Below are 22,132 nucleotides of genomic sequence, written 5' to 3' on the forward strand. Positions count from 1 at the left end.
ATGGAGTGGATTATAACGTGAGAATTAATAAATTCATCAGTGAGACAGGATACTGCTCACGTCGTGAAGCAGACAAGCTGGTGGAGGCTGGCAGAGTGACCATCAACGGAGAACGCGCTGTGCTGGGCAGTCAGGCCGTACCGGGTGATGACGTGAGAATAGACGGCCACGCCTTGGAAACTGGAAGCAAGACCGTTTATATAGCTCTTAACAAGCCTACAGGCATTACCTCTACAACAGAAGAGCACATTAAAGGCAATATTGTCGACTTTGTCGGACATCATGAGCGTATCTTTCCTATAGGCAGGCTTGACAAGGATTCTGAGGGATTGATCCTGCTTACGAATGATGGAGATATCGTCAATAAAATCTTGCGTGCGGAAGGCCGGCATGAGAAGGAATATGTCGTTACCGTCGATAGACCCATTTCACCCTCTTTTATTGCGGGTATGTCTACCGGAGTGAAGATTATGGGAGAGAAAACATTGCCTTGCGAAGTGACGCGCATTTCAGAACGGGTATTCCGGATTATATTGACAGAGGGTAAAAACCGGCAGATCCGTCGTATGTGCAGCGCTTTCGGCTATGAGGTAAGGAGACTCCAACGTATCCGGATTATGAATATCCGACTGGGAGCTCTGCAGACCGGTGAATGGCGCGATTTGTCGCCGGAGGAAAAGACCGAGCTTGGGAATATGCTGAGCTACCAGCTGCAGTAATGGTAAAGAGATGCTTGTCTTTAAAATAAAGCGGAAGAGCTGTCCACGAGGTCTATAGAGACCTTGGGGACAGCTCTTCTTGTATTCTTCCATTCAGTTAGAGGAAGACGTGATGGCGTTGGTTTCCTGGTATTTACGAAGGATAGAGACCTCTACACGGCGATTCTTGGCCCGTCCTGCTGCGGTGCTGTTATCGGCGATGGGGCGATATTCCCCGTAGCCGATAGGACTGAACTTCTTTGGATTGAGATTAGGGTTTAACAATAAAATCTTCATGAAATGCAGCGCCCGGTCGACACTGAGATCCCAGTTGGACGAGTAGCTGCTGTTCGAAATCGGGATATTGTCCGTATGTCCCTGTACGAGTACTTCATAATCGGGGAATTGCTGGAGCATGACGGATATGGATTTGGCCAACTGCCGGGAGTCATCCTCCACGAAAGCTAGCCCGGAGGAGAAGAGGGCATTGTCACTGATCGTAATCATAAGCTGGGACTGATTCAGTTTGGTGCTCAGCAGGTCGGTCAGCCCATTGTTCTTAATATATTGATCGAACTGCTTCTTAAGCTTCTCGAGATCCTGCTGTTCCTGCTGGCGGAGCTTGGCGATCTCTGCCTCGCCAGTGTTATCCTGAACGACACTATCCACTTTCTTGCCTTTGCCCTGATCCATGCTACTTTCGGTAGGTGTCGCAGAGCTATTGTCAAGAATCCCTGATCCGCCACTAAGCGCGGAGCTGAAGGCTCGGCTCATTTCTTCATACTTCTGGGCGTCCGTTGCACTCATGGCATATAGTACGAGGAATAAGGCAACGAGCAAAGTCATGAGATCAGAATAAGGGAGCAGCCAGGATTCGTCGGCATGCTCCTCATGTTCCTCGTGTCTAGTCTTTTTGCTCACCCGATCCACTCTCCTTTTCGCTCATCTTGGCACGTTCTGAAGGCGTCAGAAATACGGAGAGCTTCTGATTGATGGCAATAGTCGAAACTCCGGATTGAATGGATAACAGGCCCTCCACCATCATCAGGCGGATTTCAATTTCCTTTTTAGACAAACGTTTTAGCTTTGTGGCAATGGGATGCCATAACACGTAACCGGTAAAGATACCGAGCACTGTAGCAATAAAGGCTCCCGCTATGGCTTCGGCTAGCTTTTCAATCTCGCCCATATGAGCCATAGCGGCAATCAGGCCGATAACTGCTCCCAGAACGCCTAGCGTCGGCGCATACATACCTGCCTGGGAGAATATAAGAGCTCCCGCTTTATGGCGATCTTCTGTAGCGTGGATATCCTCCATCAGTACATCGCGGACAAATTCCTGGTCGTTGCCGTCTATGATCATACGCATACCGTTACGGAGGAAACCATCCTCGATTTCGTCGACCTTGGATTCTAGTGCCAATAACCCTTCACGTCGGGTAATGGATGCCCACTCCATGAACATGGTGATCAGCTCGGATTTTTGAATTAATTTCTGGCTAACAAAGATTAGCTTGAACAGCTTAGGAACTTTCTTCATTTCTTGCATTGGGAAGGCCATGAAGAGCGAGGCAGCAGTACCTAGCAAGATAATTACGTATGCTGCTGGTGTCAATAAGCTGTAAAGAGGTGCCCCTTTGAGAACCATACCCCAACCTACTGCAATCAAACTGAGAACTAAACCGATAATTGTTGATATTTCCATTTATGCACCTCGTCCATGAGTTTTAAGAAGTGATCCGATTAGGCCGCGTTATCATCCTTGAAACGGCGGCGGGACACTTGCACCATACCGATTAACGTATAATCTTATTTATCGACAGGATTCCCTTTTTTGTGAAGTCATTTTTTCGGTTATAATGGATAAGGTAATTTATTATCCATCTGTGAAGAAAACGGAGTGATAGTCGTGGGTGTGAAGCACGGTAGGGATTATGCTGATATTTTAAATGAATTAACGGAAGCGGTAGGACGGATTTCAGACGGTTATTTATTTTTTGAAATGGAGCCGGACGAATGGTGGGAACTCCCGCAGGAATCAAAGCATGAGGTTTGGGAAGCATTGGCTGAGGATCTGTTCTTTGCACTTGGCGATGAACCGGTTATACAGGTGGGAGGCGGAGTTGTGATTTATGATAAAGAGACACACCGCATTAACATCCTTGTCGGGGAAGAGGACCTGGCCTCTGTTGATCTTGTTTAATTAGGGGTGAAATCGGTGTGAGTTGCCCGGAGGCCGCAGACCGTGGTAAAATTGGTTGAGTTAAGGTTATATTAGCCTGGATACAAGAATACATTTAACTGAAAATCGACTTGATCATCCCTTGGACTTATAAGCTAAGGGATGTTTTGTTTAAAGTAAAGGGAATGCAGCGGGAAACATGAATCTTACTGCTTGCCTTTAGTAGGGGAGGAAATTGAAGTGTTATTTAATGAACAAGAGCTGCAGGAACAGGTAGTCAAGCTGGAAGGCTGGAAGCTGGATAAAGACACACTGGTGCGTAAGTACATGTTCAACGAGTTCATGAAGGGAATTGCATTTGTGGACGAAGTTGCTGCCATCTCGGAGGCTTTTGATCATCATCCTCATATTGTGATTGACTATAAAGCTGTAACGCTGCGGCTCATAACCCGTGAAGAGGGTGGCATCACTGCTCTTGATGTCCGGGAAGCCCATGAATTTAACGAAGCCTTCGAGAAGGCCCGTTAATTACAGCAGCCTCTTAAGTTTGCTGCAATATTAAATACGCCTGTTCGGCAGGGAAGTATCCTCCGTACAGGCGTATTTGATTTGAAAATCTACTTCTTCTCGGATAGCCACATCGCAACGTTCGCAATCTCTTCCGGTGCCAGCTTATCCTTGAAGGAAGGCATTTGGCCCCGGCCTTTGGTTACAATGCTGAAGATTCCCTCGGCATCATTCCCGCTGCCTTCATTCTGCAGGCTCGGTCCGATTCCGCCCTGTAGCTGATCGCCATGGCAGGTGATACAGTTAGCCTTCACTGTCGCCTCTGCCTTTGCTGTGTCCAACTGAACTACGGGCAAGGTCGGATTGTTCTGCTCCGCAACCTGTTCTTTGCCCGGAAGAGTGAACATCAGTATTACAGCAAAGGCGCAGGCGGCAAAAAACAAACCGCTCATGATCCATTTTTGCATCCCCATTCGTCCCTTCTATGTAAGCTACTCCCTACATTATAACGGAAGGTGAAGCGATATCATAGCACTTGTGGCAAAAAAATGAACGAATATATTGCCATAACTTCAAAAAAACGAAATGGAGGTATTATTTATCATAGACCATGCAATAAAAAGGTTTCTCGCCGGTTGGGGTTCGACGCTCATACGTATCCGTAATGGTAAAGCCGCATTTGCGGTAGGTTCGAATAGCCCTCTGGTTCCAGGTGAGTACCTCCAGGTCTATCTCGCGTTCAGGATACCGTTCAAGTGCGACCTTAACGATAGCATCCACAAACAATTTTCCCAATCCTTGCCCGCATAAATCGGGACTCATGCCGATGCCTAGCCTAACAACACCTTCCATAGGGAAAAGCTGGGCAAAGCCGCACAGGATCTCCTGGTCATTTACAACGGATACGTATTGCTGACTGCGCAGTTCCGGGTCGCCGAACTCAATGCCAAGAGCCTGCATTTGCTCCCAGGGCTGCCATCCGTAAATATGATAAGGGGGTTCATAATTCCACTGGCATATGTCTTCAGCGTGTTTAATTTCCATCGGAACCACATGGAAGGTTACTGGGGAACTGATCATAAGGTCAGAGACCTCCTTTCGGGGGAAGTAATCTATACCTAATTATATACAAAAAGAGCCATAATCGACTCAAAAACTTTAGGTTAAGTGTTTTGCAGACCGTGAGAAGGGTAAGAATAAGTAAACACAAAAAAATAAGCCCCCTCCAGGATTTCGGCAAAAATCATGGAAGAGAGCCTATTTGAAATTACTTACTGCACATCGTCATTGTCTTGGGAATCCGTAGCAACAGTCTGATAAGCAGTTTTGCTCATGATTCGTTTAGCGCCAACGTAGCGGTTGACGTAGTAGCTTTCGCTCAGCGTGCTGATGGTTACACCACGTGAGGATGAAGCATGTGCAAATTTACCGTCGCCGACATAAATGCCGACATGGGAAACGCCTTTTCCGTTTGTGTTGAAGAATACGAGATCTCCGGCTCTCAGTTCACTTTGTGAAACTGCAGTGCCCATTTGGTATTGGGAACCGGATTGATGCGGCAAATCAATCCCGATCTTGTCGAACACGTACAGGGTAAATCCTGAGCAATCAAAGCCGCTAGTCGAGACACCGCCGGCAACATACTTGGATCCGATAGTTTTATCGATGACTTGGTCCATCTTGGATTCAGCGAAAGCGCTTCCCGCTCCGATTGCGGTAAAAATAATAGAAAAACTGAGTGCTGCGGCTGCTAACTTCTTTTTCAAAAGTGTGAACCCCTTCCAAATGCCTACGAGGTTAGCTTAAGGGTTCGGTTGAAGGTCCCCTATGACCCCTCTTGATATAGGAGGTCAATTCACCCAAAGTGGTTCCCCCGTTTTCCTTGTTTGATTAAGGAAACTCGGCACATATTGTTATTCGGATTATCTTAGCAAGAAATACATGACAAAACGTTCGTAAAAGACAGACAATAATTACAAAAATGTTACTATAAACTTACTGCGACCATTGTAACAAACGGAGCTGAAATTGGCAATCAGCTATAACATATCTAATGTGAAAATATTGGGTATTTAAGGGCCTGGAACCGCTTGAAATCCTGAAATAGAGCTAAAAAGTAAGTTTATTGAAATATTTTTCATTATTTATCCAAAAGGTGTTTCAGCGCAGACCAAAAGGTGTATAAGGTAGAATAAGGGAATAAAAAGGAAAAACCCGGAAATGATTACGGCAATAATCAGGCTCCGGGCAATATCGAGTTTTAGGAGTAAGTTGTGAGGGGAGAATCAATCATAGGCAACAGCTTTGTACGCTGTTGTGCTCATTACTCTTTTAGCGCCAATGTAGCTATTGGCCCAGTAGGACTGGCTCAGCGAACTGATGTTTACACCACGCGAGGAAGAAGATTGTGCAAATTTTCCGTTGCCAACATAAATGCCGACATGAGATATACCGCTGCCAAATGTGTTAAAGAACAAGAGGTCACCGGAACGCAAATTACTGCGCGATACGGAGGTTCCTGCTTTGTATTGGGCTTGGGAGGTACGTGGCAAAGTTAGGCCCATTTTGGTGAACACGTATTTAGTAAACCCGGAACAGTCAAAGCCAGCGGTGCTCGTGCCCCCGAATTTGTACGAAGTTCCCAATGTTTTTGCAATAACGGTGTCCATTTTGGAGTTAGCGAAAGCGCTCCCGCTTCCCAAAGTGAATGCCATCACAAGCCCTAACGCGGCTACCGTGCACTTTTTCTTGAAGGTGTGACTTTTCAAAAGATGTAATTCCTCCTAATGCCTGCGAGGTTAGCTTAAGGGTTCGGTGGAAGGCCCCCTATGATCCCTCTCTTACGAGATCAATTCACCCAAAATATGGTTCCCCCGCTTCCCGGTGCCTGGAATTTGGCGTGTTGTGCACCGAACAAGCGACATAACAACAGTTACAGAAAGTTCAATTCGCATTCAAAAATTACGAAATTATTTAAAAGATTACAAACTTGTTACTATCATCACAGGCATCATTGTATCAAAGCCTTTTCCGTTTTGCAAATATTATTAGGATTTGTAACGAAAAAAGAGTCTCAGTTCCTAGTTTCGGGAACGGGGACTCTTTAGCTATGACTAATGACCTGCTTTATTTCAAGGAGGCTTTGCTGTGCCAAAGGTGGTATTGGGCTGCCACGCCCCACATTTTGAAGAATGTAGAAGGGAGTGGTGAAACCTGCCTCACAAGGAGAGCGGGTAGTCCGGGGCTTAGAAGACCGGTCAATCCGCACACCAGAAGTACGATAAAACCACCTGCCCCAAGCATAACCGAAACCGCTGCAGCTGGAAGGAAATACCGCAGGCAGATCAGAAGCGAGGAGAACATTCCGGTACCCCTGGTATAACCAAACTGCATATATAACAGGCATAAACGGATGATGAAGATGTAAACAAGCCATGCAAGGAGATAAGGACTGATCTGCCATAGCAGCGTATAATTCAGATAAGAGGACAGGAGCAGCTTGTATATTACAGGAGCAATCCAATAGAGGGGCACCAGTGCCAGCAGCCATTCAACCAGACTGAAGATCAAGACCGGCAGCCCATATTGCCTCATCCCCGGAAAAAAGAAGAGGCCTCGTTCTCCAATGCTTTCCTTATGCAGCTCATGAATCAGTCCAGCCCGGATGAAAGGCGACAGCACAAGCCTTAAAACGCTCATGGCCAGCAGCATCCACAGCCAGCGCTGTACATTAGAATCCCCCGTCAGGCTGAACTGACCCTCGATATAGTACAGCAGTCTGCCCATTCCGCTCCCGCCGGCCTGTTCATTGGGATACCGCAGCAGAATCGGTATGATTGCATCCCGCACGAATCCATACATAAAATAGCCCCAAAGCAGCCGGTATATGAATAGCAGCACCAGAATATAAATCTGCTCTTTCATGCTCTGTAAGCCGCGGGTTATCGAAATTCTCAAGATCATTCACCTCACCAGGACAGAGTTGCAAGCACAGTTTCAATTAGCTTCGTTACACTGAGGGTCCAACGGGAGACGGTATCCTGCTTCAGCTCCGCCAGTCTAAAGTTGTTAATATGCTTATTCTCCAGCAAAACAGAGTGCTTCGGATCAATTTCCGCCGATAGGAGCGGGGCGCTGTAGAGCATCTGGAACGTAGCGGCACCCTGCCCGTTCCAAATACGCTGAACCGTCTGACCGTCAGTAAATGTAAACTTAAGGCTGACATCTGGATAATATGTCCCCTTATTGACTACCTTCACCTGTGATTCGTAAAGGTAAGAATCGATTTTGGCAGCACTCTTTTTACGGATAACTGAAATATTCTCCAATGAGAAATCGGGTGTGCCCCCGCTGTAAACATATTGTTCAAAATAATCCTTCCACGACTTGCCGGTTACCTTTTCCACAGTTTTTTGGAAATCATCAGTGGAGGGATGGCGGAATCGGTATTTACGGGTGTAAGTGGACAAAACGGTGTCCATAGCCTTAGTGCCAATTTTCAGCTCAATATCTTTGAGAACCAGCTTACCGCGTATGTAAACATTTTGAGTGTAAGCATCCGTTCCGTTATATCTCCATGTCTCTTGGTTCAATGGCTCTGGTTTTGTGACCAGACTGGCCTGTAATGGCAGGTTGGCCATAATTCCGTACTCCTGCTCCATCAGCCTGTCTTCGGCGTAGGAGGTAAAACTTTCATCCAGCCAGGCCTCCTCAAATTCGTTATTGGCGACCATGCCGTAAAAGTATTGATGTCCGATTTCATGAATGACGGTGCGTTCCAATGAAGTGTCCGGAGAACTGCCGGTAGCTCCGAAGGCGGTAATCAGTGTAGGATATTCCATCCCCCCAGCCCCGTTTCCCTGCCCGGGAGGAACCACTATGGACAGTGTAGAGTAGGGATAAGGTCCATACCATTTGCTGAAATAAGTCAGTGCGGCTTTAGCAGCTTGAAAATAGCGCTCCTGTAATTCCTTGTGCAGCGGGTCCAGATAGAGCTTGATCCGCACTCCCGGAACCGCCGGGGAGGAGAAGGCCTGCTCAGCTACGACAAAATCCGGAGAAGCGGCCCAGGCGAAGTCGTGCACATCGTCCGCGTAGAATTTATATACTTTGTAATTCTGATTCACCTTAGGGCTTTTTACCGGGAATCCGGTAGCGGCTACAGTGTAATCGGGCGGAACGGAAATCGTCACATTGTAAATGCCAAAGTCACTGTAGAACTCGGAGGAACCGTGATATTGATGTAAATTCCAGCCTTCTTCACTGGCTCCGGGGGAGTCGGCAGGCTCGTAGACGCTAAGCTTGGGAAACCATTGTCCGGCCATGACGAAGTTGCCTGAAGTCCCCATACGCGCAAATATTTTGGGCAGCTTAACTTCAAACTGGAGTTTTAGCGTAATGCTTTCCCCACCATTCACAGGCTGTGGAAGATGCACCTTAACCAAAGTCTTATCCTTAACGTTACCGTCGTCGGGCTGTACGTATTGCATTCCTTGAAGGAGTGAAACCCCTTCGCTGGTGCGCAGATCGGTCAATGTCATGCTGCCGAATCCGTTTGAAGGCATGGCATCATTGCGAAGCTTCCCTCCCGATTCTTTCATGAAGGTTGTATCCATCGAAGTAAAGGCATTGGGGTAGAGGTGAAAGTACAAATCATTTACCGGCTTTGAACCGGGATGAGTCCAGGTCACTGTCTCTGCGGCCTTTAAAACCCCTGTATCAGGAGCAAGCTGCACGTCAATGTGGTATTCTACGACTCTTTGACTCAGCGCTTTGGCTGCAGGAGCAGGCGTGCGCTCCGGAACGATTTGGCCCGCAGCGGATTGCCCATGGGTTATGACGGGGGACTTGGCCCCTTCCGAAGCGAGAGTGTTGATGGAAGCGTGACTGAATTGTGAGAAAACCCATATTCCTCCCCCCAGCAGACAGAGGACGGTCAGAGTCCCGGTAATGATTTTGGAACGCAAAGACAGTGGCTTCATACTGTGATTCCTCCCGTTGACAAGCATCTACGGGATGTATATGTTTGCATTCGCTGTATTATTAGCTAAAATTAAATTATTCGTTGGAGAAAGGACGTGCAGCATGGATAACGTACCACAGGAGGGCAAAAAGCAGATTGCCTTGAATATTGTGAATGCCAAGAGTAAGCATAAAGGGTTCGGAGCTGGCTCCATCGATCTGAACAATGTATCCCCCGTCATTATCGATGGCGGTGAGGCCGTAATTGATATTGGTGCAATGCACGCCAAGAGCAAAGTAGAGAAAGGGATTAAATTCTCCACGAATCGTGAAGATGTTCCTGAAGGCAGACAAGTATGGCTCGTATGGGTGGCTGTGGACCGCACGCCGGAAGGACAATATTATGCCGGACTTACTGCATGTGAGATGTGGATAGACAGTGAAGCGCGCCGGGGCTGGAAGATTCTTGCCGATCATGTGAATAAGCTTGATGCTTCACTGAAGCGAAAGGTCATTGTGGAAGGTCTGGGCGCAGAAGAGAAGGCAGCACTGCAAGCACTGCTGATCGCCCATAATGAAAAGTGGTGGTCAGCCTCCTCTCAAGAGCTGAAAGCGGCACTCTCAGTGTAAGACATAGAAAAGGCTTCCCTCTCCTTGGTGCAGGAAGAGAAGCCTTTTTTAATTAATAGATTATGCTTAATAAATATTAAGTTTTCGTTTTAGCTGGCTCACTCTTGCTTGACTGATGCCAAGCATTGCGGCGAGCTCTTTTTGATTGGCCCCAGGATGGTCCTGTATAGCCTGTTTTAGACGAAGGCTCATGTCTTCCGTTCGGGTCCTTTTCTTGCTGCTGCCGGTCTCGAAAAATGGTTCTGATGAGTCCTGTTGCGGTGCTGGGGTATGTAAATGATTCTCTGGTACGCCAAGCTCTGCCAAACAATGACTGCAAATAAACTGCTCCTTGTAATAGATGACATTGTCCAGACTTCTGCAAAACGTGCATTCTGTCGAGGTGTACTTTCTTAATACAATAATATTGTCATTCAGAACAAAAAACTCGATAGGATCCCCAATGTCAATATTGCGTGTCATGCGGATTTCCACGGGAACCACAATTCGTCCAAGACTGTCTAAACTCCGGATCATACCTGTATCCTTCATCCCATGTCCCTCATTTAATCTTAAGATTTGATGGTGTCATTATGATTATATAACAATTCTGAGAAAGTAGAAAGCGCATACACTGTATCCGCCGGCTATCTCTTAAGAAGGGAATCTTCCAATTGCCCATATGAAAACCTCTCCTTCCCGGCAGTCACCACATTGAGACAGTGGTACATGCCGTAAATAAGGTATACATAGGCTGCACCACCCGCATTGAACATGATTTCGGTTCGGGCCGTACGCCTGCCCCCGTATGCGTGGCTGCCCTTATCCTCGGCCCCTCCATAGCTTTCCGTCTCGACGATACGGCAGACTATATCCCCGTCTTCCGTGCGCCGGACCAGATGCTGGCCGAGCAGGCGCGGAGCGGCCTGGAGCGCCGTATATTCATAGATTTTGCCGGGCAGCAGCAATCTTGATTTAGCAGAGTGATTGCTATGAGCGTTGTTGTCTACATCCATGGCTGTATACCACCTTTCGGCCAATCGGGGATTATTAACCCAGCGCGGATTGGTCTCATGGTATCTCATAGGGGGCAGATTTGGCAACCGGGACTAGCTCAGCCACCAGCGCTTAATATCATCCCACAGGGAACGGTCCTCCTTGTTAGGATCGATGGGGTTAGAAGAGCCTTCTCCCTGAGAATTGGGGCTCCCGCCATTGCCATGCTGATCACAGTATTCCGTCGGCTCTGTGCCGCTAATAAATGTCTCCAGCTTCTTCTGGGGACATCCCGGCGTTGCCAGCTTACCGGATTCAGGATTGATATATACACTAACGACGCCGTCCGGTATCGGAAAAATTTTCGGCGGTACATTCTCGAGCGCTTTCTCCGTAAACTTGGCAAAAATCGGTGCGGCCCGCCGCCCATCAGCCGTTGTTATATTGCGTCCTTTGTCGTAGCCGACCCAGACAGCGGTCGACAGCTCGGGTGTGAAACCGACCATCCAGGCATCGGTGTCGGTGGTCCCCGTTTTACCGGCAACGGGGCGCTTGATCATGGAGGCTACACGGTTGCCGGTTCCGCCGGTTTCGAACACGCCCTCCATTAAGCGGGTCAGAACATATGCCGCCGCAGGCTCCACGACAGCTTTACCCTGCGACTGGGGAGCCTCGTATAGAATATTCCCCCTCGAATCGGTAATCTTCAGGATGACGGTTGTCGGGATTTGGACGCCGCCACCGCCAATAACGGCAAAGGCCGAGGCCATCTCGAGCGGGCTGACGGGAGAAGTGCCAAGGGCGAGTGAGGGGACGACTTGCAGCGGACTGAGTATGCCCATTTTGACAGCCATTTCGGCTACCTTCTCTGCGCCTATCTTCATGATCGTATTTACAGCATAAATATTGTCTGAGGCCGCAATGGCCTGGCGCATATTGATCTCTCCAAGATACTTGTCCCCAAAGTTGCGGGGCTGATAAGTCTTGCGGTTATTGTCGTAATGGAACAGCGTCGGCTCACTGTTGAAGGCAGAAAGACCTGTCATTGTTTTGGATGATAAAGCCGTCAGATACATGATCGGTTTGAAGGATGAGCCGGGCTGACGCGTAGAGGCCAGTGCGTGATTGAACTGATTGGTACGGTAGTTTTTGCCTCCTACCATGGCTTTCAGGTAGCCTGTACGGGGATCAACCGATACAAGGGCCGTTTCCAGCTCATCGTTACTATCCATACCTTCCTCAACTGCGTTTTCAGCCGCATGCTGCATATCGGGATCGAGTGTTGTATACACATTTAACCCGCCTTGCTCCAGCTCATCACCGGATATATGAAGCAGGTTGGTTGCAAGATTGCGTACATAATCGCGGAAGAAAGGCGCAGTGACAAGGGTATCCTTCTGACCTTGAGGCTTTAATGTCAATACCTCCTGTGCCGCTTGTTCAGCCTCAGCCTTCGTTATCTCCCCCAGTTCAGCCATTACCGACAAAATAATACCCTGGCGCTTTTTGGCGTTGTCCATGTGGCTATAGGGCGAGTAATAGGTAGGACCTTTTGGAATACCGGCGAGCATGGCGCTTTCGGCCAGATCCAGATCAGCGGCGGATTTGCCAAAATACATCCGGGAAGCCGCTTCGATACCATATGCGCCGTGACCATAATAGATTTCATTTAAGTACATGCGCAAAATATCATCCTTGCTGTATTTCATCTCCAGTTGCAGGGTATATATGGCTTCTTTTGATTTCCGTGTCCACGTTTTTTCGTGGGATAAATAGAGATTCCGCGCCAGCTGCTGGGTTAGCGTACTGGCTCCCTGCGTGCGGCTTCCCTTTTCCAGATTAACTAATACTGCCCGCGCCATGCCCTTAAGGTCAAAGCCGGAATGCTCATAGAATTTACGATCCTCTATGGCCAGCGTTGCCTTTATAAGCAGGGGAGAAATCTCGTCTAAATCTACCGGCTCCCGGCTGCGATCGTCCGGGGAAAAGGTTGCCAGGATATTGCCTCTGGAATCAAGCAGCTTGGAGCGGATATCATCCGAAGCAGGCGGCAGATCCTTTTGATACAAGTAACCGAGCAGGCCCCCCGCAGCCAACAGGAGCAGCACGGTCAAGAAAGCCAGCAGCCGGAGTATCCAGGGCAAGCGGCGTTTACGTATGGGTGAATCGGAATGACGCGGCATGGCACCATACTCCTTTATCTCGCTTTTCAAAACTGACAACATAACGCGTTAACCTGCGGCAGACTTTTCTACTTTCATTATGGGGAAGGAAGACGGTGGATATTCAATTGTAAAGATGAATTCTAAGCTTAAGTTTGGTAAAGTGGGAGTAGCTGATGCTTGATGAAGTGAAGACTAGAGGAGGAAGTAAACGTGACCTTTCGAGTTTCCGCAGTGCAATACCATCTTCACGCGATATCCTCATTTGAGGAATTTGCCGCTGAATGCGAGCACTATATAAAGACGGCCGAGGAGTTCGGCGCTGAGTTCATCCTGTTCCCCGAGTTTTTGACAACACAGCTGATGTCCATTGGGGATGGACAAGGAAATGCTCTAGGCATTGAGGATCTGCCTAAATTCACAGACCGGTACCGGGAGATGTTCTCGGGTTTTGCCCGGAAATACAGTGTGCATATCATTGGCGGAACGCATGTGCTGCGCAGAAATGACAAGCTGTACAATGTGGCGCATCTATTCTACCCTGACGGAACAATAGCCGAGCAAGCCAAGCTGCACATTACACCTGCGGAGGTAGAGGGTTGGAATATGGGTGCGGGTGAGGGGCTGCAGGTGTTCCAGACGGAGAAAGGCACAATCGCTATGCTCACCTGTTACGATATTGAATTCCCGGAAATTGTGCGAATGGCCAGAGCCAAGGGGGCGGATGTTATTTTTTGTCCTTCCTGCACGGACGACAGACATGGCTTCCATCGGGTAAGATACACGAGCCACGCCCGAGCGATTGAGAATCAGGTGTACGTGGTGCTTACAGGCACTGTAGGTTCTTTGCCTACGGTGGATCTGATGCGTGCCAACTTTGGTCAAGCGGCGGTAATAACTCCGAACGATATCCCGTTTCCGCCCCAGGGGCTTTTAGCCGAAGGTGAAATTAATGATGACATGATAATCACGGCTGATCTGGATTTGGAGCTGCTATACCGCGTTCGTGAACGCGGTTCAGTAACAACCTGGCGTGACCGTAGAACCGATCTTTACACGGACTGGACATAGATAGATCAAATGGTATCCCGACGACCCTGATTTTTATGTAGAACTGGAAGGAGACATAGGAATGCCATGGCCATGTACTACAAGGGATTTTATGCATTCGAACACAAAACTCCGGTGCCTGCGGTAATACGCAATTACACAGAGGATGATTTTACAGAGCTGATTAACATTCAGTCCGAAGCCTTTCCGCCTCCCTACCCCTCCGAATTATGGTGGAACCGGGAGCAGCTGCTCAATCATACGACGCTTTTTCCAGAGGGGGCGTTGTGTGTCGAGGTAAATGGTGAGCTGGCGGGCTCGGTGACCGGGCTGAAGATTGATTTTGATCGTGAAAGTACCGCGCATACGTGGGCGGAAGTTACAGCCAATGGGTATATTACAACTCATAAACCGGACGGGAATACTCTGTACATCGCGGATGTATGCGTACGTCCTAAATACCGCAAGCTGGGGCTGGGCAAAGAATTGATTCAATCGCTGTACCATGTGGTTGTGGAGCAGAAGCTGGAACGGCTGCTGGGTGCGGGGAGAATGCCCGGTTACCATAAGCAAGCGCCTGAAATGACGGCAGAGCAGTACCTGGGGAACGTGGTTTCCGGTGAAATCATTGATCCCGTCATTACCTTTCTGCTGCGCTGCGGAAGAACGCCGATTGGCGTAGCTGCGGATTATTTGGAGGATGAGGAGTCATGCAATTACGCCGCGCTTATGGAATGGCGTAATCCTTTTCGTTAAAAAGAGACCAGCCCGGTTATATCACCAGTAGAGGAGGATTTATTATGGAGTATGTTAGAATTAACCGTATTGAGGATCCGTTGTTCAGACAGCTGCACCAGTTGATGTCCGAGGTATTTCCTCCGGAGGAAGTGCTCGAATTCGCTTTATGGAAAGAACCGCTCGAAGATCCCGGTATTCGTGTATTTGTGGCTGTACATAACGGGAAGGTTGTAGGTACAACGGAGTACCGGTATTATACGGACTGGAATGTAGCGATGACCGATTTTACAATTATTGGACAAGAGGGTCTTGGAATTGGACGCTTTCTGGCACAGAACCGTCTGAAGGATCTGCGGAGGCTGGCTGCGAAAGGCGGCAATGAGCTGCTTGGAATGTTCGCGGAAATCTATGATCCATACCGGGTAGAGCATTTTGACTTTGGCGGGATTAAGCCGATGGATCCGTTTGTCCGCCGCGAAGTCCTGTCGCATCTGGGATACAAAAGGCTTGATTTCCCGTATGTTCATCCTTCATGGAAGGGCGATGGGGAAGCGGTAACCGGATTGGATCTGTGTTTTATGCCGGGCGATGAAGAGATGGCGAAGCTGGATGCAGGCCTTGCTGCGGATTTCCTGACCCGCTATTATGCTGTCCTTGACGGTAAGCCTGAATCTTGGCATTCTATGGTGGATAAGCTGCGGACTATGGACACCATTGATCTGCTTCCACTATAACGGCCCCAACCTGCTTCAATAATAATAGGAATTGAATTGCTCCCTTGAACTGGATATAGTAGTACAATGGAAAGCGAATACGCCTTTGGTCTGAAGAGGCTTATAGAATGAGGAAAGCATGATGCCCGAATTACCGTCCGATAAATACAGCGTGTCCGTTACGCTGGTGAGTCTTCAGGAAGAACAGCGAAATGTCCTGAACGTCCCGGGAGAGGTCATAGCCAGAGGATCACAGCTGTATATCCGGTATGAAGAACCCGGACAGGGACCTCAGGGAGAAGACGCTTCTATCCGAACGACGATAAAGATTGCAGGCAGCGAGCTGAAGATTATCCGCCATGGAGGGGTACAATCCGAGCAGACCTTTCAATCGGGACAGCGTTTGCCGGGATTCTACCGCTCGCCGTATACACAGTTTAATCTATCCACTGAAACCCGGGAGCTGGATATCCTGCGTGACGGGCGCTCTCTGAAGGTGTCATGGGAATATGATCTGTACGTATACGAGGAATTGTCGGGACAGTTCGCTATCAGTTTGCATATACAGGAGGAACCAAAATCATGACACAGATTCAAAATCCGTTAGAGCTTGTTAATGAACGGGTGAAAGAGGCCATCGCCGATGCCGTTGTTGCTGCCGGCCTGGTTACACGTGAGGAACTGCCGGTGATCGTGCTGGAGGTGCCAAAAGATAAGGCTCATGGTGATTTGGCTACGAATGCCGCCATGCAGTTAACCAAGATTGCCAAGCGTAATCCGCGTCAGATCGCCGAGGCGATTGTGGAGCGTCTGGATTGCGGCCGGGCATCCATTGAAAAAGCAGAAATTGCCGGACCGGGCTTCATTAACTTTACCTTGTCCAAGCATTATTTGTACCCTGTTATCGGCCTGGTTGCCGAGCAGGGAGAAGATTACGGCCGTATTAACGTGGGCGCAGGACATAAGGTAGAAGTGGAATTCGTCAGCGCCAATCCTACCGGCCGCCTGCATTTGGGACATGCACGTGGTGCGGCTGTGGGCGATGCACTCTGCAACGTTCTGGAGTATGCCGGCTACAAGGTGACCCGTGAGTATTATATTAATGATGCGGGTAATCAGGTCGCGAATTTGTGCAAGTCCATTGAGACCCGTTATTTGCAGGAGCTGGGCCAGCCGGCAGAAATGCCGGAAGACGGTTACCACGGAGAGGATATCAAAGGCTTTGCCAGAGAGCTCGTAGCTGAAAAGGGCGACGCGCTGCTGGCGATGACTCCGGGAGACCGCGCAGCATTTTTCCGTACCTACGGACTGGAGAAAGAACTCGACAAAATTAAGCGCGATCTGGGGCGCTTCCGCGTTTCCTTCGATATCTGGTTCAGCGAAACCTCGCTTTACGAGACCGGAGAGGTCTTGAACTCGTTGGACGAGCTGCGTCAGCGCGGAGAAGTGTACGAGCAGGAAGGTGCTACTTGGCTGCAGACGACCAAATACGGCGACGATAAAGACCGCGTATTGATTAAGAATGACGGCACATACACCTACCTCACGCCGGACATCGCTTATCATAGCGACAAGTACGGCCGCGGCTACGATAAGATGATAAACATCTGGGGCGCCGATCACCACGGCTACATTCCGCGGATGAAAGCAGCCATGTCCGCTCTGGGTAACGATCCTGACAAGCTGGTTGTGCTGATTGCCCAGATGGTCAGTCTGTTTCAGGACGGCGAGAAGGTTAAAATGTCCAAGCGTACAGGTAAAGCGGTGACCATGGAGGAGTTAATGGAAGAGGTCGGCATTGACGCTATCCGTTATTTCTTTACGATGCGAAGCATGGACTCCCATCTGGACTTCGACATGGATCTGGCGATTTCGACGTCCAATGAGAACCCTGTCTTTTATGTACAATACGCGCATGCGCGTATTTGCAGCATATTCCGCCAGGCGGAGGAGCAGGGAATTGCACTGCCTGATTTATCCGAGATTGAGTATTCCAAGCTGACTGCAGCCCACGAATATGATTTGCTGCGCAAAATCGGTGAGCTTCCAGCAGAAATCGCCATAGCGGCGGAAGGTTATGCTCCGCATCGCCTGGTCCGTTATGTGTACGAGCTGGCATCGCTCTTTCACAGCTATTACAAAGCAGAGCGCGTAATCACCGAGGATAGTGCACAGACAGTAGCCCGTCTTGCCCTGCTTGGCGCAACGCGTACAACGATTGCCAATGTGCTGCGTCTTATTGGCGTGTCATCACCTGACCGGATGTAGTGCCTGGTAATTGTATATTTTATTTCAGCAATAATAAATCCGCCCCCCCGGTAGCTGGGAGGCGGATTTTTAGCTTTAACCGATCGATCCGGACACCTCACGCTTTCCGGACCGCCGTTTGCTTCGCGCCCCTGCCCGCAGCAGGCGCAGCGCATCTGCGGCACCACCGCCAAGGGAAGCCCGGCGCTGCCCCTTTCGCAGGCGTACCGGGGAGGCGGTTCGGCGCAGCAGAAGCTTCAGCTCCCGTGGCGTAAGCCCCGGCCTAAGGGCGAGCAGCAGAGCTGCGGCACCCGTGACATGCGAGGTTGCCATGGAGGTGCCGCTCATCTCTTTGTAGCCCTCCCTCAGCCAGCAGGAGGGCACACCCTCTCCGGGTCCGTATACGTCAATATACGGACCACGATTGCTGAAACCGGAAACCTGCCGCTTTTTGTCGATGGCGCCAACGGCAATCGTTTCCGAATAGCGGGCCGGGTAGTCGCCGCCTCTCTTGCCGTCGTTGCCGGAAGAGGCGATGATGGCAATGCCTGCGTGATAGGCTTTGAGTACAACATTGTGCAGCGCCTTGCTCCGGGTCTTCATCCCAAAGCTCATATTGATAAGGTCGATCTTATTCTGAACACACCAATCGATTCCCAGCACAATGTCAGAGACGTAGGCGGAGCCGGTATGGTCAAACGCCTTGACGGGATAAAGAAATGAACGGGGAGCCACGCCCATCATCCCCCTTGAGCTGCCGGCGGCAGCCAGTGTACCTGCAATGTGGGTGCCGTGTCCATTGTCATCCAGCGGCAGCATCCCCCGGTGCAGCAGATTGATTCCGGACCCAAGCGCATGCCGCAAATCCGGGTGGCGGTAATCAGCGCCGGTGTCAATTACGCCTATCTTGACATGAACGCCTGTTGATTTGGACCATGCCTGCGGAGCATGAATCGCTTTCACACCCCAGGGCATAAGGGATCCGGTCTTTTCCCCCGGCAGTGAATGAATTTGCATTCTTAAATCTTCTTCAATGCTTAATGTGTCGGCAAATTTATGCATCAGCTTTTCTGCTCCGGCTGCAGGTACGAAGAAGGCCCGGATCAGCGGCGATACCTGTACCTTCCGGAGCTGCGGCTGTTTTGCTTTTAACGATTTCCATTTCGAGAGAGCTGCGGCATATTCACGGGCATCGTGAAAGGTAAGGATACGCCGCTCTCCATGCTTGGGGGCGACCGATATCTCTTCAAGAAGACTATGCCAAAATCCGAAGTAATCCATCTCTTTCGCCGTCCCCTCCTTGGTGCCGTGCTGCCATATTGTATGAAAAGAACGGAGTAGACGAATGGGAACTTGCCCTTTTTTTGGGAAATGGGCACCCCATCGTGTCAAAAGACAGCGGAACACATAAAATAAACAGAAGAGACGGATACTCTCTTTGTAAAATCCCGTAAGGAGCCGATCCTTGGCGTGGATACAGTCATGCGCGGAGGAAATTCCTCCGCCTTTTTTAGTTGAAATACATAATAACCATTTTGACTTGCAATTTGCTGCCAAATAGGTTTTACTTAGGTTTGTTAATGGATATATTGAAATAAAATGCAGTAATGTGAACATTGCGTGAGAGGAAGTGTCCTTTAGTGAGTACGCCACTCAATTTAAAGCTTGATCCGGAGAAACTGAAAGAAATGCCGATGGTGGATCTGGCTTTTCTGGTGCTCAAGGCGGCTAATACGCCGTATTACTACCGTGATTTGATGGTCGAGGTGGCCAAGCTGCGCGGTATGACCGAAGAACAAACTAACGATACTATCGCCCAGCTATATACCGAGATTAACATTGACGGGCGTTTTGCCTGTGTCGGCACCAACCTATGGGGATTGAAACGCTGGTATCCTCTGGAGCGCTCCGACGATCCGGTTGGGAATTCCAAACGTCCGCGTATTATTAACGACGAAGATGATGATTTGGAAGATGACGATTTTGCAGAGGAAGAGGAGAATTACGCTGCTGAGGAAGAGGATTTCGACGTGATCGATGATGATGATCGTGACGACCTCTATTCTGACGACGACAGCGAAGAGGAAGTTGACGAAGAAGTCGTTATAGATGATGATGACATTGGCGAAGATGGAGACGAGGATGAGGATTCGGACGAAGGCACCGATGAGAATGCCGACGACGAAGAGGAGATCGACTAATTTCTAGAGCAGTCTTCCTTATGGATAATTCAGCCCTTGACAGAGGCCAGAGCGTCAGAGTAAACTATTGCATGGGCTTCTGATGAAGTTAATAATTTTTTTCTAAAATAAAAAGTGCCCCGGTTCTACGGGTGTCACTTTTTTGTTTTTTAGATGGCAAGTAACCGCGGTTTTCTGCGATTCAGAGGAAGGCGAACACTCTAAATCTTCTGCGGAAGTAACCTTTTGATTTCCACCGTTTTGACGATAGGGAAACGGGTTTCGATTACATCAAACGTCGCCTGAATTTTTGGACTTTATTAGGAGGGTTTTACAGTGACAAAGTATATTTTTGTAACGGGTGGCGTTGTGTCTTCACTTGGAAAAGGCATCACTGCCGCTTCTTTGGGCAGGCTGCTGAAGAACAGAGGTCTAAAGGTGACGATTCAAAAATTTGACCCGTATCTCAATGTAGACCCGGGAACGATGAGTCCTTATCAGCATGGAGAAGTGTTCGTAACCGACGATGGTGCGGAGACCGACCTTGATCTTGGACACTACGAACGGTTCATTGACATTAATCTGTCAAAAAGCAATAACGTGACGACGGGAAAAATCTATTCGTCCGTGATCAGTAAAGAACGTCGCGGTGAATATTTGGGCGGAACCGTCCAGGTTATTCCGCACATTACCAATGAGATTAAAGAACGCGTATTCCGCGCAGGACGGGAGACCAGTTCTGATGTCGTGATTACGGAGATCGGCGGAACCGTGGGCGATATTGAGAGCCTTCCCTTTCTGGAAGCTATCCGCCAGATCAAAAGCGATATCGGGCGCGAGAATGTGATGTATATTCACGTAACCTTGATTCCTTATATCAAGGCTGCGGGTGAAGTCAAAACAAAACCGACCCAGCATAGTGTTAAAGAGCTACGCAGCATCGGTATTCAGCCTAACGTCATTGTATGCCGTACCGAGCACGAGCTGTCTGCGGATATGAAGGCAAAGATTGCCCTTTTCTGTGACATTGATGCCAATGCTGTAGTGGAATGCCGCGACGCCTCGACCTTGTACGAGGTTCCGCTGAACCTGCGCGACGAAGGATTGGACGAGATTGTTGTCAATCATTTGAAGCTCACGACCCCGGCACCGGATATGCGGGAATGGGAAAGTATGCTGGAGCGGATTACCAAGCTGGAGCGTACCGTAGAGATTGCTATTGTAGGAAAGTACGTGGCTCTGCATGATGCCTATCTGAGTGTGGTGGAATCATTATCCCATGCCGGATTTGCCTCTAATGCCGAAGTTAAGCTTCGCTGGGTAAATGCTGAAGAAATTACCGATGAGAACGTTGACGAGATGCTGCGCGGAGTTGGAGGTATTTTGGTGCCAGGCGGCTTTGGAGACCGGGGGATCGAAGGTAAAATCTCGGCAATCCGCTATGCCCGTGAGAAATCTATACCTTTCTTCGGCATTTGTCTGGGTATGCAAGTATCCGTTATTGAATATGCCCGTTCCATAGTAGGTCTGGAAGGCGCGAACAGCTCCGAGATTGACCCGGGAACAGCTTATCCTGTAATCGATCTGCTTCCGGAGCAGAAAGATATCGAGGATATGGGCGGTACAATGCGGCTCGGATTGTATCCTTGCAAGCTTTTGCCTGATTCCTTGGCGATGTCCTGCTATGCGGATGAGCTCGTCTACGAGCGTCACCGTCACCGTTATGAGTTTAACAATGCATACCGTGATGAAATTGAAAAAGCGGGTCTGGTTATTTCCGGGACTTCACCGGACGGGCGATTGGTGGAAATTGTTGAGCTTCCGGGCCATCCTTGGTTCCTTTCCGTACAATTCCATCCGGAATTCACTTCCCGTCCGAACCGTCCACAGCCTTTGTTCCGTGAATTTGTTAAGGCTTCCCTGACACATTCGGAACAGCTTTAAGGTTAAGAACAACCTCCTAATTTGATGTATTGTAGAGCCTCCTGCCCGGGCAATGTCATTAAGTTAAGGCGCAAGGCCAAAAATCAAGAAAAAGAGTAGGTTATCGAAAAGATAGCCCGCTCTTTTTTTTGCACTAAAAAAAGAA

The 22,132-nt window shown here is 49.1% G+C and carries 23 protein-coding genes and 2 riboswitches; of the genes, 11 read left to right on the top strand and 12 right to left on the bottom strand.

The window, feature by feature from the left end; translation table 11 throughout:
- Positions 1 to 17 precede the first annotated feature (17 nt).
- Positions 18 to 719 (top strand): 23S rRNA pseudouridine(2604) synthase RluF, encoded by a 702-nt coding sequence (rluF, locus tag PaeBR_RS00450; RefSeq protein WP_410515023.1) that lies wholly within the window; start codon positions 18 to 20, stop codon positions 717 to 719.
- Positions 720 to 812: 93 nt separating this feature from the next.
- Here the strand turns inward: rluF and PaeBR_RS00455 are convergent, their stop codons facing one another.
- Together PaeBR_RS00455 and motA are read right to left on the bottom strand one after the other, a co-directional pair.
- Complete coding sequence (locus PaeBR_RS00455) at positions 813 to 1,619, bottom strand: flagellar motor protein MotB (protein ID WP_410513003.1); 807 nt, start codon at positions 1,617 to 1,619, stop codon at positions 813 to 815.
- Positions 1,603 to 2,403 (bottom strand): flagellar motor stator protein MotA, encoded by an 801-nt coding sequence (gene motA, locus PaeBR_RS00460; RefSeq protein ID WP_410513004.1) that lies wholly within the window; start codon positions 2,401 to 2,403, stop codon positions 1,603 to 1,605. The genes PaeBR_RS00455 and motA overlap by 17 nt, the downstream gene beginning before the upstream one ends.
- A 204-nt stretch (positions 2,404 to 2,607) precedes the next feature.
- Between motA and PaeBR_RS00465 the strand changes: the two genes are divergently transcribed.
- Entirely contained in the window at positions 2,608 to 2,901 is a 294-nt protein-coding gene (locus PaeBR_RS00465; RefSeq protein WP_410515024.1) for a hypothetical protein, read from the top strand.
- A 219-nt stretch (positions 2,902 to 3,120) separates the two neighbouring features.
- Positions 3,121 to 3,408 carry a 4a-hydroxytetrahydrobiopterin dehydratase gene (locus PaeBR_RS00470; protein ID WP_410513005.1) on the top strand — a complete coding sequence of 96 codons (288 nt, stop codon included), beginning with the start codon at positions 3,121 to 3,123 and terminating at the stop codon, positions 3,406 to 3,408.
- 89 nt (positions 3,409 to 3,497) lie between these two features.
- On the opposite strand, the gene PaeBR_RS00475 is transcribed toward PaeBR_RS00470, so the two are convergent.
- The 6 genes from PaeBR_RS00475 to PaeBR_RS00500 form a co-directional block, all read right to left on the bottom strand.
- Entirely contained in the window at positions 3,498 to 3,854 is a 357-nt protein-coding gene (locus tag PaeBR_RS00475; protein WP_410513006.1) for a c-type cytochrome, read from the bottom strand.
- Between the two features lie 127 nt (positions 3,855 to 3,981).
- Positions 3,982 to 4,467: a GNAT family N-acetyltransferase gene (locus PaeBR_RS00480; protein WP_410513007.1), complete on the bottom strand. Its 486-nt coding sequence runs from the start codon at positions 4,465 to 4,467 to the stop codon at positions 3,982 to 3,984.
- Positions 4,468 to 4,658: 191 nt separating this feature from the next.
- Positions 4,659 to 5,153: a C40 family peptidase gene (locus PaeBR_RS00485; RefSeq protein ID WP_410513008.1), complete on the bottom strand. Its 495-nt coding sequence runs from the start codon at positions 5,151 to 5,153 to the stop codon at positions 4,659 to 4,661.
- Positions 5,154 to 5,158: 5 nt separating this feature from the next.
- Positions 5,159 to 5,303, bottom strand: a riboswitch (cyclic di-AMP (ydaO/yuaA leader).
- Positions 5,304 to 5,672: 369 nt separating this feature from the next.
- Positions 5,673 to 6,101: a C40 family peptidase gene (locus PaeBR_RS00490; protein ID WP_410515025.1), complete on the bottom strand. Its 429-nt coding sequence runs from the start codon at positions 6,099 to 6,101 to the stop codon at positions 5,673 to 5,675.
- A 58-nt stretch (positions 6,102 to 6,159) separates the two neighbouring features.
- A riboswitch (cyclic di-AMP (ydaO/yuaA leader) is annotated at positions 6,160 to 6,297 on the bottom strand.
- A 216-nt stretch (positions 6,298 to 6,513) separates the two neighbouring features.
- Positions 6,514 to 7,344, bottom strand: a complete 831-nt coding sequence (locus PaeBR_RS00495; RefSeq protein WP_410513009.1) for a hypothetical protein — start codon at positions 7,342 to 7,344, stop codon at positions 6,514 to 6,516.
- Between the two features lie 11 nt (positions 7,345 to 7,355).
- Positions 7,356 to 9,368, bottom strand: a complete 2,013-nt coding sequence (locus PaeBR_RS00500) for a M1 family metallopeptidase (protein WP_410513010.1) — start codon at positions 9,366 to 9,368, stop codon at positions 7,356 to 7,358.
- Positions 9,369 to 9,471: 103 nt separating this feature from the next.
- Between PaeBR_RS00500 and PaeBR_RS00505 the strand changes: the two genes are divergently transcribed.
- A complete protein-coding gene (locus PaeBR_RS00505) occupies positions 9,472 to 9,978 on the top strand; it encodes a YwhD family protein (RefSeq protein WP_410513011.1) in 507 nt (168 codons plus the stop codon).
- 66 nt (positions 9,979 to 10,044) lie between these two features.
- On the opposite strand, the gene PaeBR_RS00510 is transcribed toward PaeBR_RS00505, so the two are convergent.
- The 3 genes from PaeBR_RS00510 to PaeBR_RS00520 form a co-directional block, all read right to left on the bottom strand.
- Positions 10,045 to 10,509, bottom strand: a complete 465-nt coding sequence (locus tag PaeBR_RS00510; RefSeq protein WP_410513012.1) for an AbrB/MazE/SpoVT family DNA-binding domain-containing protein — start codon at positions 10,507 to 10,509, stop codon at positions 10,045 to 10,047.
- 95 nt (positions 10,510 to 10,604) lie between these two features.
- Positions 10,605 to 11,042, bottom strand: coding sequence for a DNA-3-methyladenine glycosylase (locus tag PaeBR_RS00515; protein WP_410513013.1), 438 nt, complete (start codon positions 11,040 to 11,042; stop codon positions 10,605 to 10,607).
- Between the two features lie 24 nt (positions 11,043 to 11,066).
- A complete protein-coding gene (locus tag PaeBR_RS00520) occupies positions 11,067 to 13,136 on the bottom strand; it encodes a transglycosylase domain-containing protein (RefSeq protein WP_410513014.1) in 2,070 nt (689 codons plus the stop codon).
- 192 nt (positions 13,137 to 13,328) lie between these two features.
- On the opposite strand from PaeBR_RS00520, the gene PaeBR_RS00525 reads away from it, so the two are divergent.
- From PaeBR_RS00525 to argS, 5 genes are all read left to right on the top strand, one after another.
- Complete coding sequence (locus tag PaeBR_RS00525) at positions 13,329 to 14,186, top strand: carbon-nitrogen hydrolase family protein (RefSeq protein WP_410513015.1); 858 nt, start codon at positions 13,329 to 13,331, stop codon at positions 14,184 to 14,186.
- Between the two features lie 72 nt (positions 14,187 to 14,258).
- Positions 14,259 to 14,921 (top strand): GNAT family N-acetyltransferase, encoded by a 663-nt coding sequence (locus PaeBR_RS00530; protein ID WP_410515026.1) that lies wholly within the window; start codon positions 14,259 to 14,261, stop codon positions 14,919 to 14,921.
- Between the two features lie 44 nt (positions 14,922 to 14,965).
- On the top strand, positions 14,966 to 15,637 hold the full coding sequence (locus tag PaeBR_RS00535) for a GNAT family N-acetyltransferase (RefSeq protein ID WP_410513016.1): 672 nt from the start codon (positions 14,966 to 14,968) through the stop codon (positions 15,635 to 15,637).
- Positions 15,638 to 15,758: 121 nt separating this feature from the next.
- Positions 15,759 to 16,202, top strand: coding sequence for a DUF1934 domain-containing protein (locus PaeBR_RS00540; RefSeq protein WP_410513017.1), 444 nt, complete (start codon positions 15,759 to 15,761; stop codon positions 16,200 to 16,202).
- Entirely contained in the window at positions 16,199 to 17,884 is a 1,686-nt protein-coding gene (gene argS, locus PaeBR_RS00545) for an arginine--tRNA ligase (protein ID WP_410513018.1), read from the top strand. The genes PaeBR_RS00540 and argS overlap by 4 nt, the downstream gene beginning before the upstream one ends.
- 75 nt (positions 17,885 to 17,959) lie before the next feature.
- On the opposite strand, the gene PaeBR_RS00550 is transcribed toward argS, so the two are convergent.
- Entirely contained in the window at positions 17,960 to 19,144 is a 1,185-nt protein-coding gene (locus tag PaeBR_RS00550; RefSeq protein WP_410513019.1) for a S8 family peptidase, read from the bottom strand.
- A 359-nt stretch (positions 19,145 to 19,503) separates the two neighbouring features.
- On the opposite strand from PaeBR_RS00550, the gene rpoE reads away from it, so the two are divergent.
- Positions 19,504 to 20,064 (top strand): DNA-directed RNA polymerase subunit delta, encoded by a 561-nt coding sequence (gene rpoE / locus PaeBR_RS00555; RefSeq protein WP_410513020.1) that lies wholly within the window; start codon positions 19,504 to 19,506, stop codon positions 20,062 to 20,064.
- Between the two features lie 315 nt (positions 20,065 to 20,379).
- A complete protein-coding gene (locus PaeBR_RS00560; RefSeq protein WP_410513021.1) occupies positions 20,380 to 21,987 on the top strand; it encodes a CTP synthase in 1,608 nt (535 codons plus the stop codon).
- Positions 21,988 to 22,132 lie beyond the last annotated feature (145 nt).

The organism is Paenibacillus sp. BR2-3 (assembly GCF_046529485.1).
Lineage (GTDB): Bacteria > Bacillota > Bacilli > Paenibacillales > Paenibacillaceae > Paenibacillus_AQ.

Bases quoted from the DNA above. Each gene is read 5' to 3' on its own strand.
- motA (WP_410513004.1), bottom strand. From the start codon at position 2,403: ATGGAAATATCAACAATTATCGGTTTAGTTCTCAGTTTGATTGCAGTA.
- PaeBR_RS00475 (WP_410513006.1), bottom strand. From the start codon at position 3,854: ATGCAAAAATGGATCATGAGCGGTTTGTTTTTTGCCGCCTGCGCCTTT.
- PaeBR_RS00480 (WP_410513007.1), bottom strand. From the start codon at position 4,467: ATGATCAGTTCCCCAGTAACCTTCCATGTGGTTCCGATGGAAATTAAA.
- PaeBR_RS00490 (WP_410515025.1), bottom strand. From the start codon at position 6,101: ATGGCATTCACTTTGGGAAGCGGGAGCGCTTTCGCTAACTCCAAAATG.
- PaeBR_RS00500 (WP_410513010.1), bottom strand. From the start codon at position 9,368: ATGAAGCCACTGTCTTTGCGTTCCAAAATCATTACCGGGACTCTGACC.
- PaeBR_RS00505 (WP_410513011.1), top strand. From the start codon at position 9,472: ATGGATAACGTACCACAGGAGGGCAAAAAGCAGATTGCCTTGAATATT.
- PaeBR_RS00510 (WP_410513012.1), bottom strand. From the start codon at position 10,509: ATGAAGGATACAGGTATGATCCGGAGTTTAGACAGTCTTGGACGAATT.
- PaeBR_RS00515 (WP_410513013.1), bottom strand. From the start codon at position 11,042: ATGAGATACCATGAGACCAATCCGCGCTGGGTTAATAATCCCCGATTG.
- PaeBR_RS00520 (WP_410513014.1), bottom strand. From the start codon at position 13,136: ATGCCGCGTCATTCCGATTCACCCATACGTAAACGCCGCTTGCCCTGG.
- PaeBR_RS00530 (WP_410515026.1), top strand. From the start codon at position 14,259: ATGTACTACAAGGGATTTTATGCATTCGAACACAAAACTCCGGTGCCT.
- PaeBR_RS00535 (WP_410513016.1), top strand. From the start codon at position 14,966: ATGGAGTATGTTAGAATTAACCGTATTGAGGATCCGTTGTTCAGACAG.
- PaeBR_RS00540 (WP_410513017.1), top strand. From the start codon at position 15,759: ATGCCCGAATTACCGTCCGATAAATACAGCGTGTCCGTTACGCTGGTG.
- argS (WP_410513018.1), top strand. From the start codon at position 16,199: ATGACACAGATTCAAAATCCGTTAGAGCTTGTTAATGAACGGGTGAAA.
- PaeBR_RS00550 (WP_410513019.1), bottom strand. From the start codon at position 19,144: ATGGATTACTTCGGATTTTGGCATAGTCTTCTTGAAGAGATATCGGTC.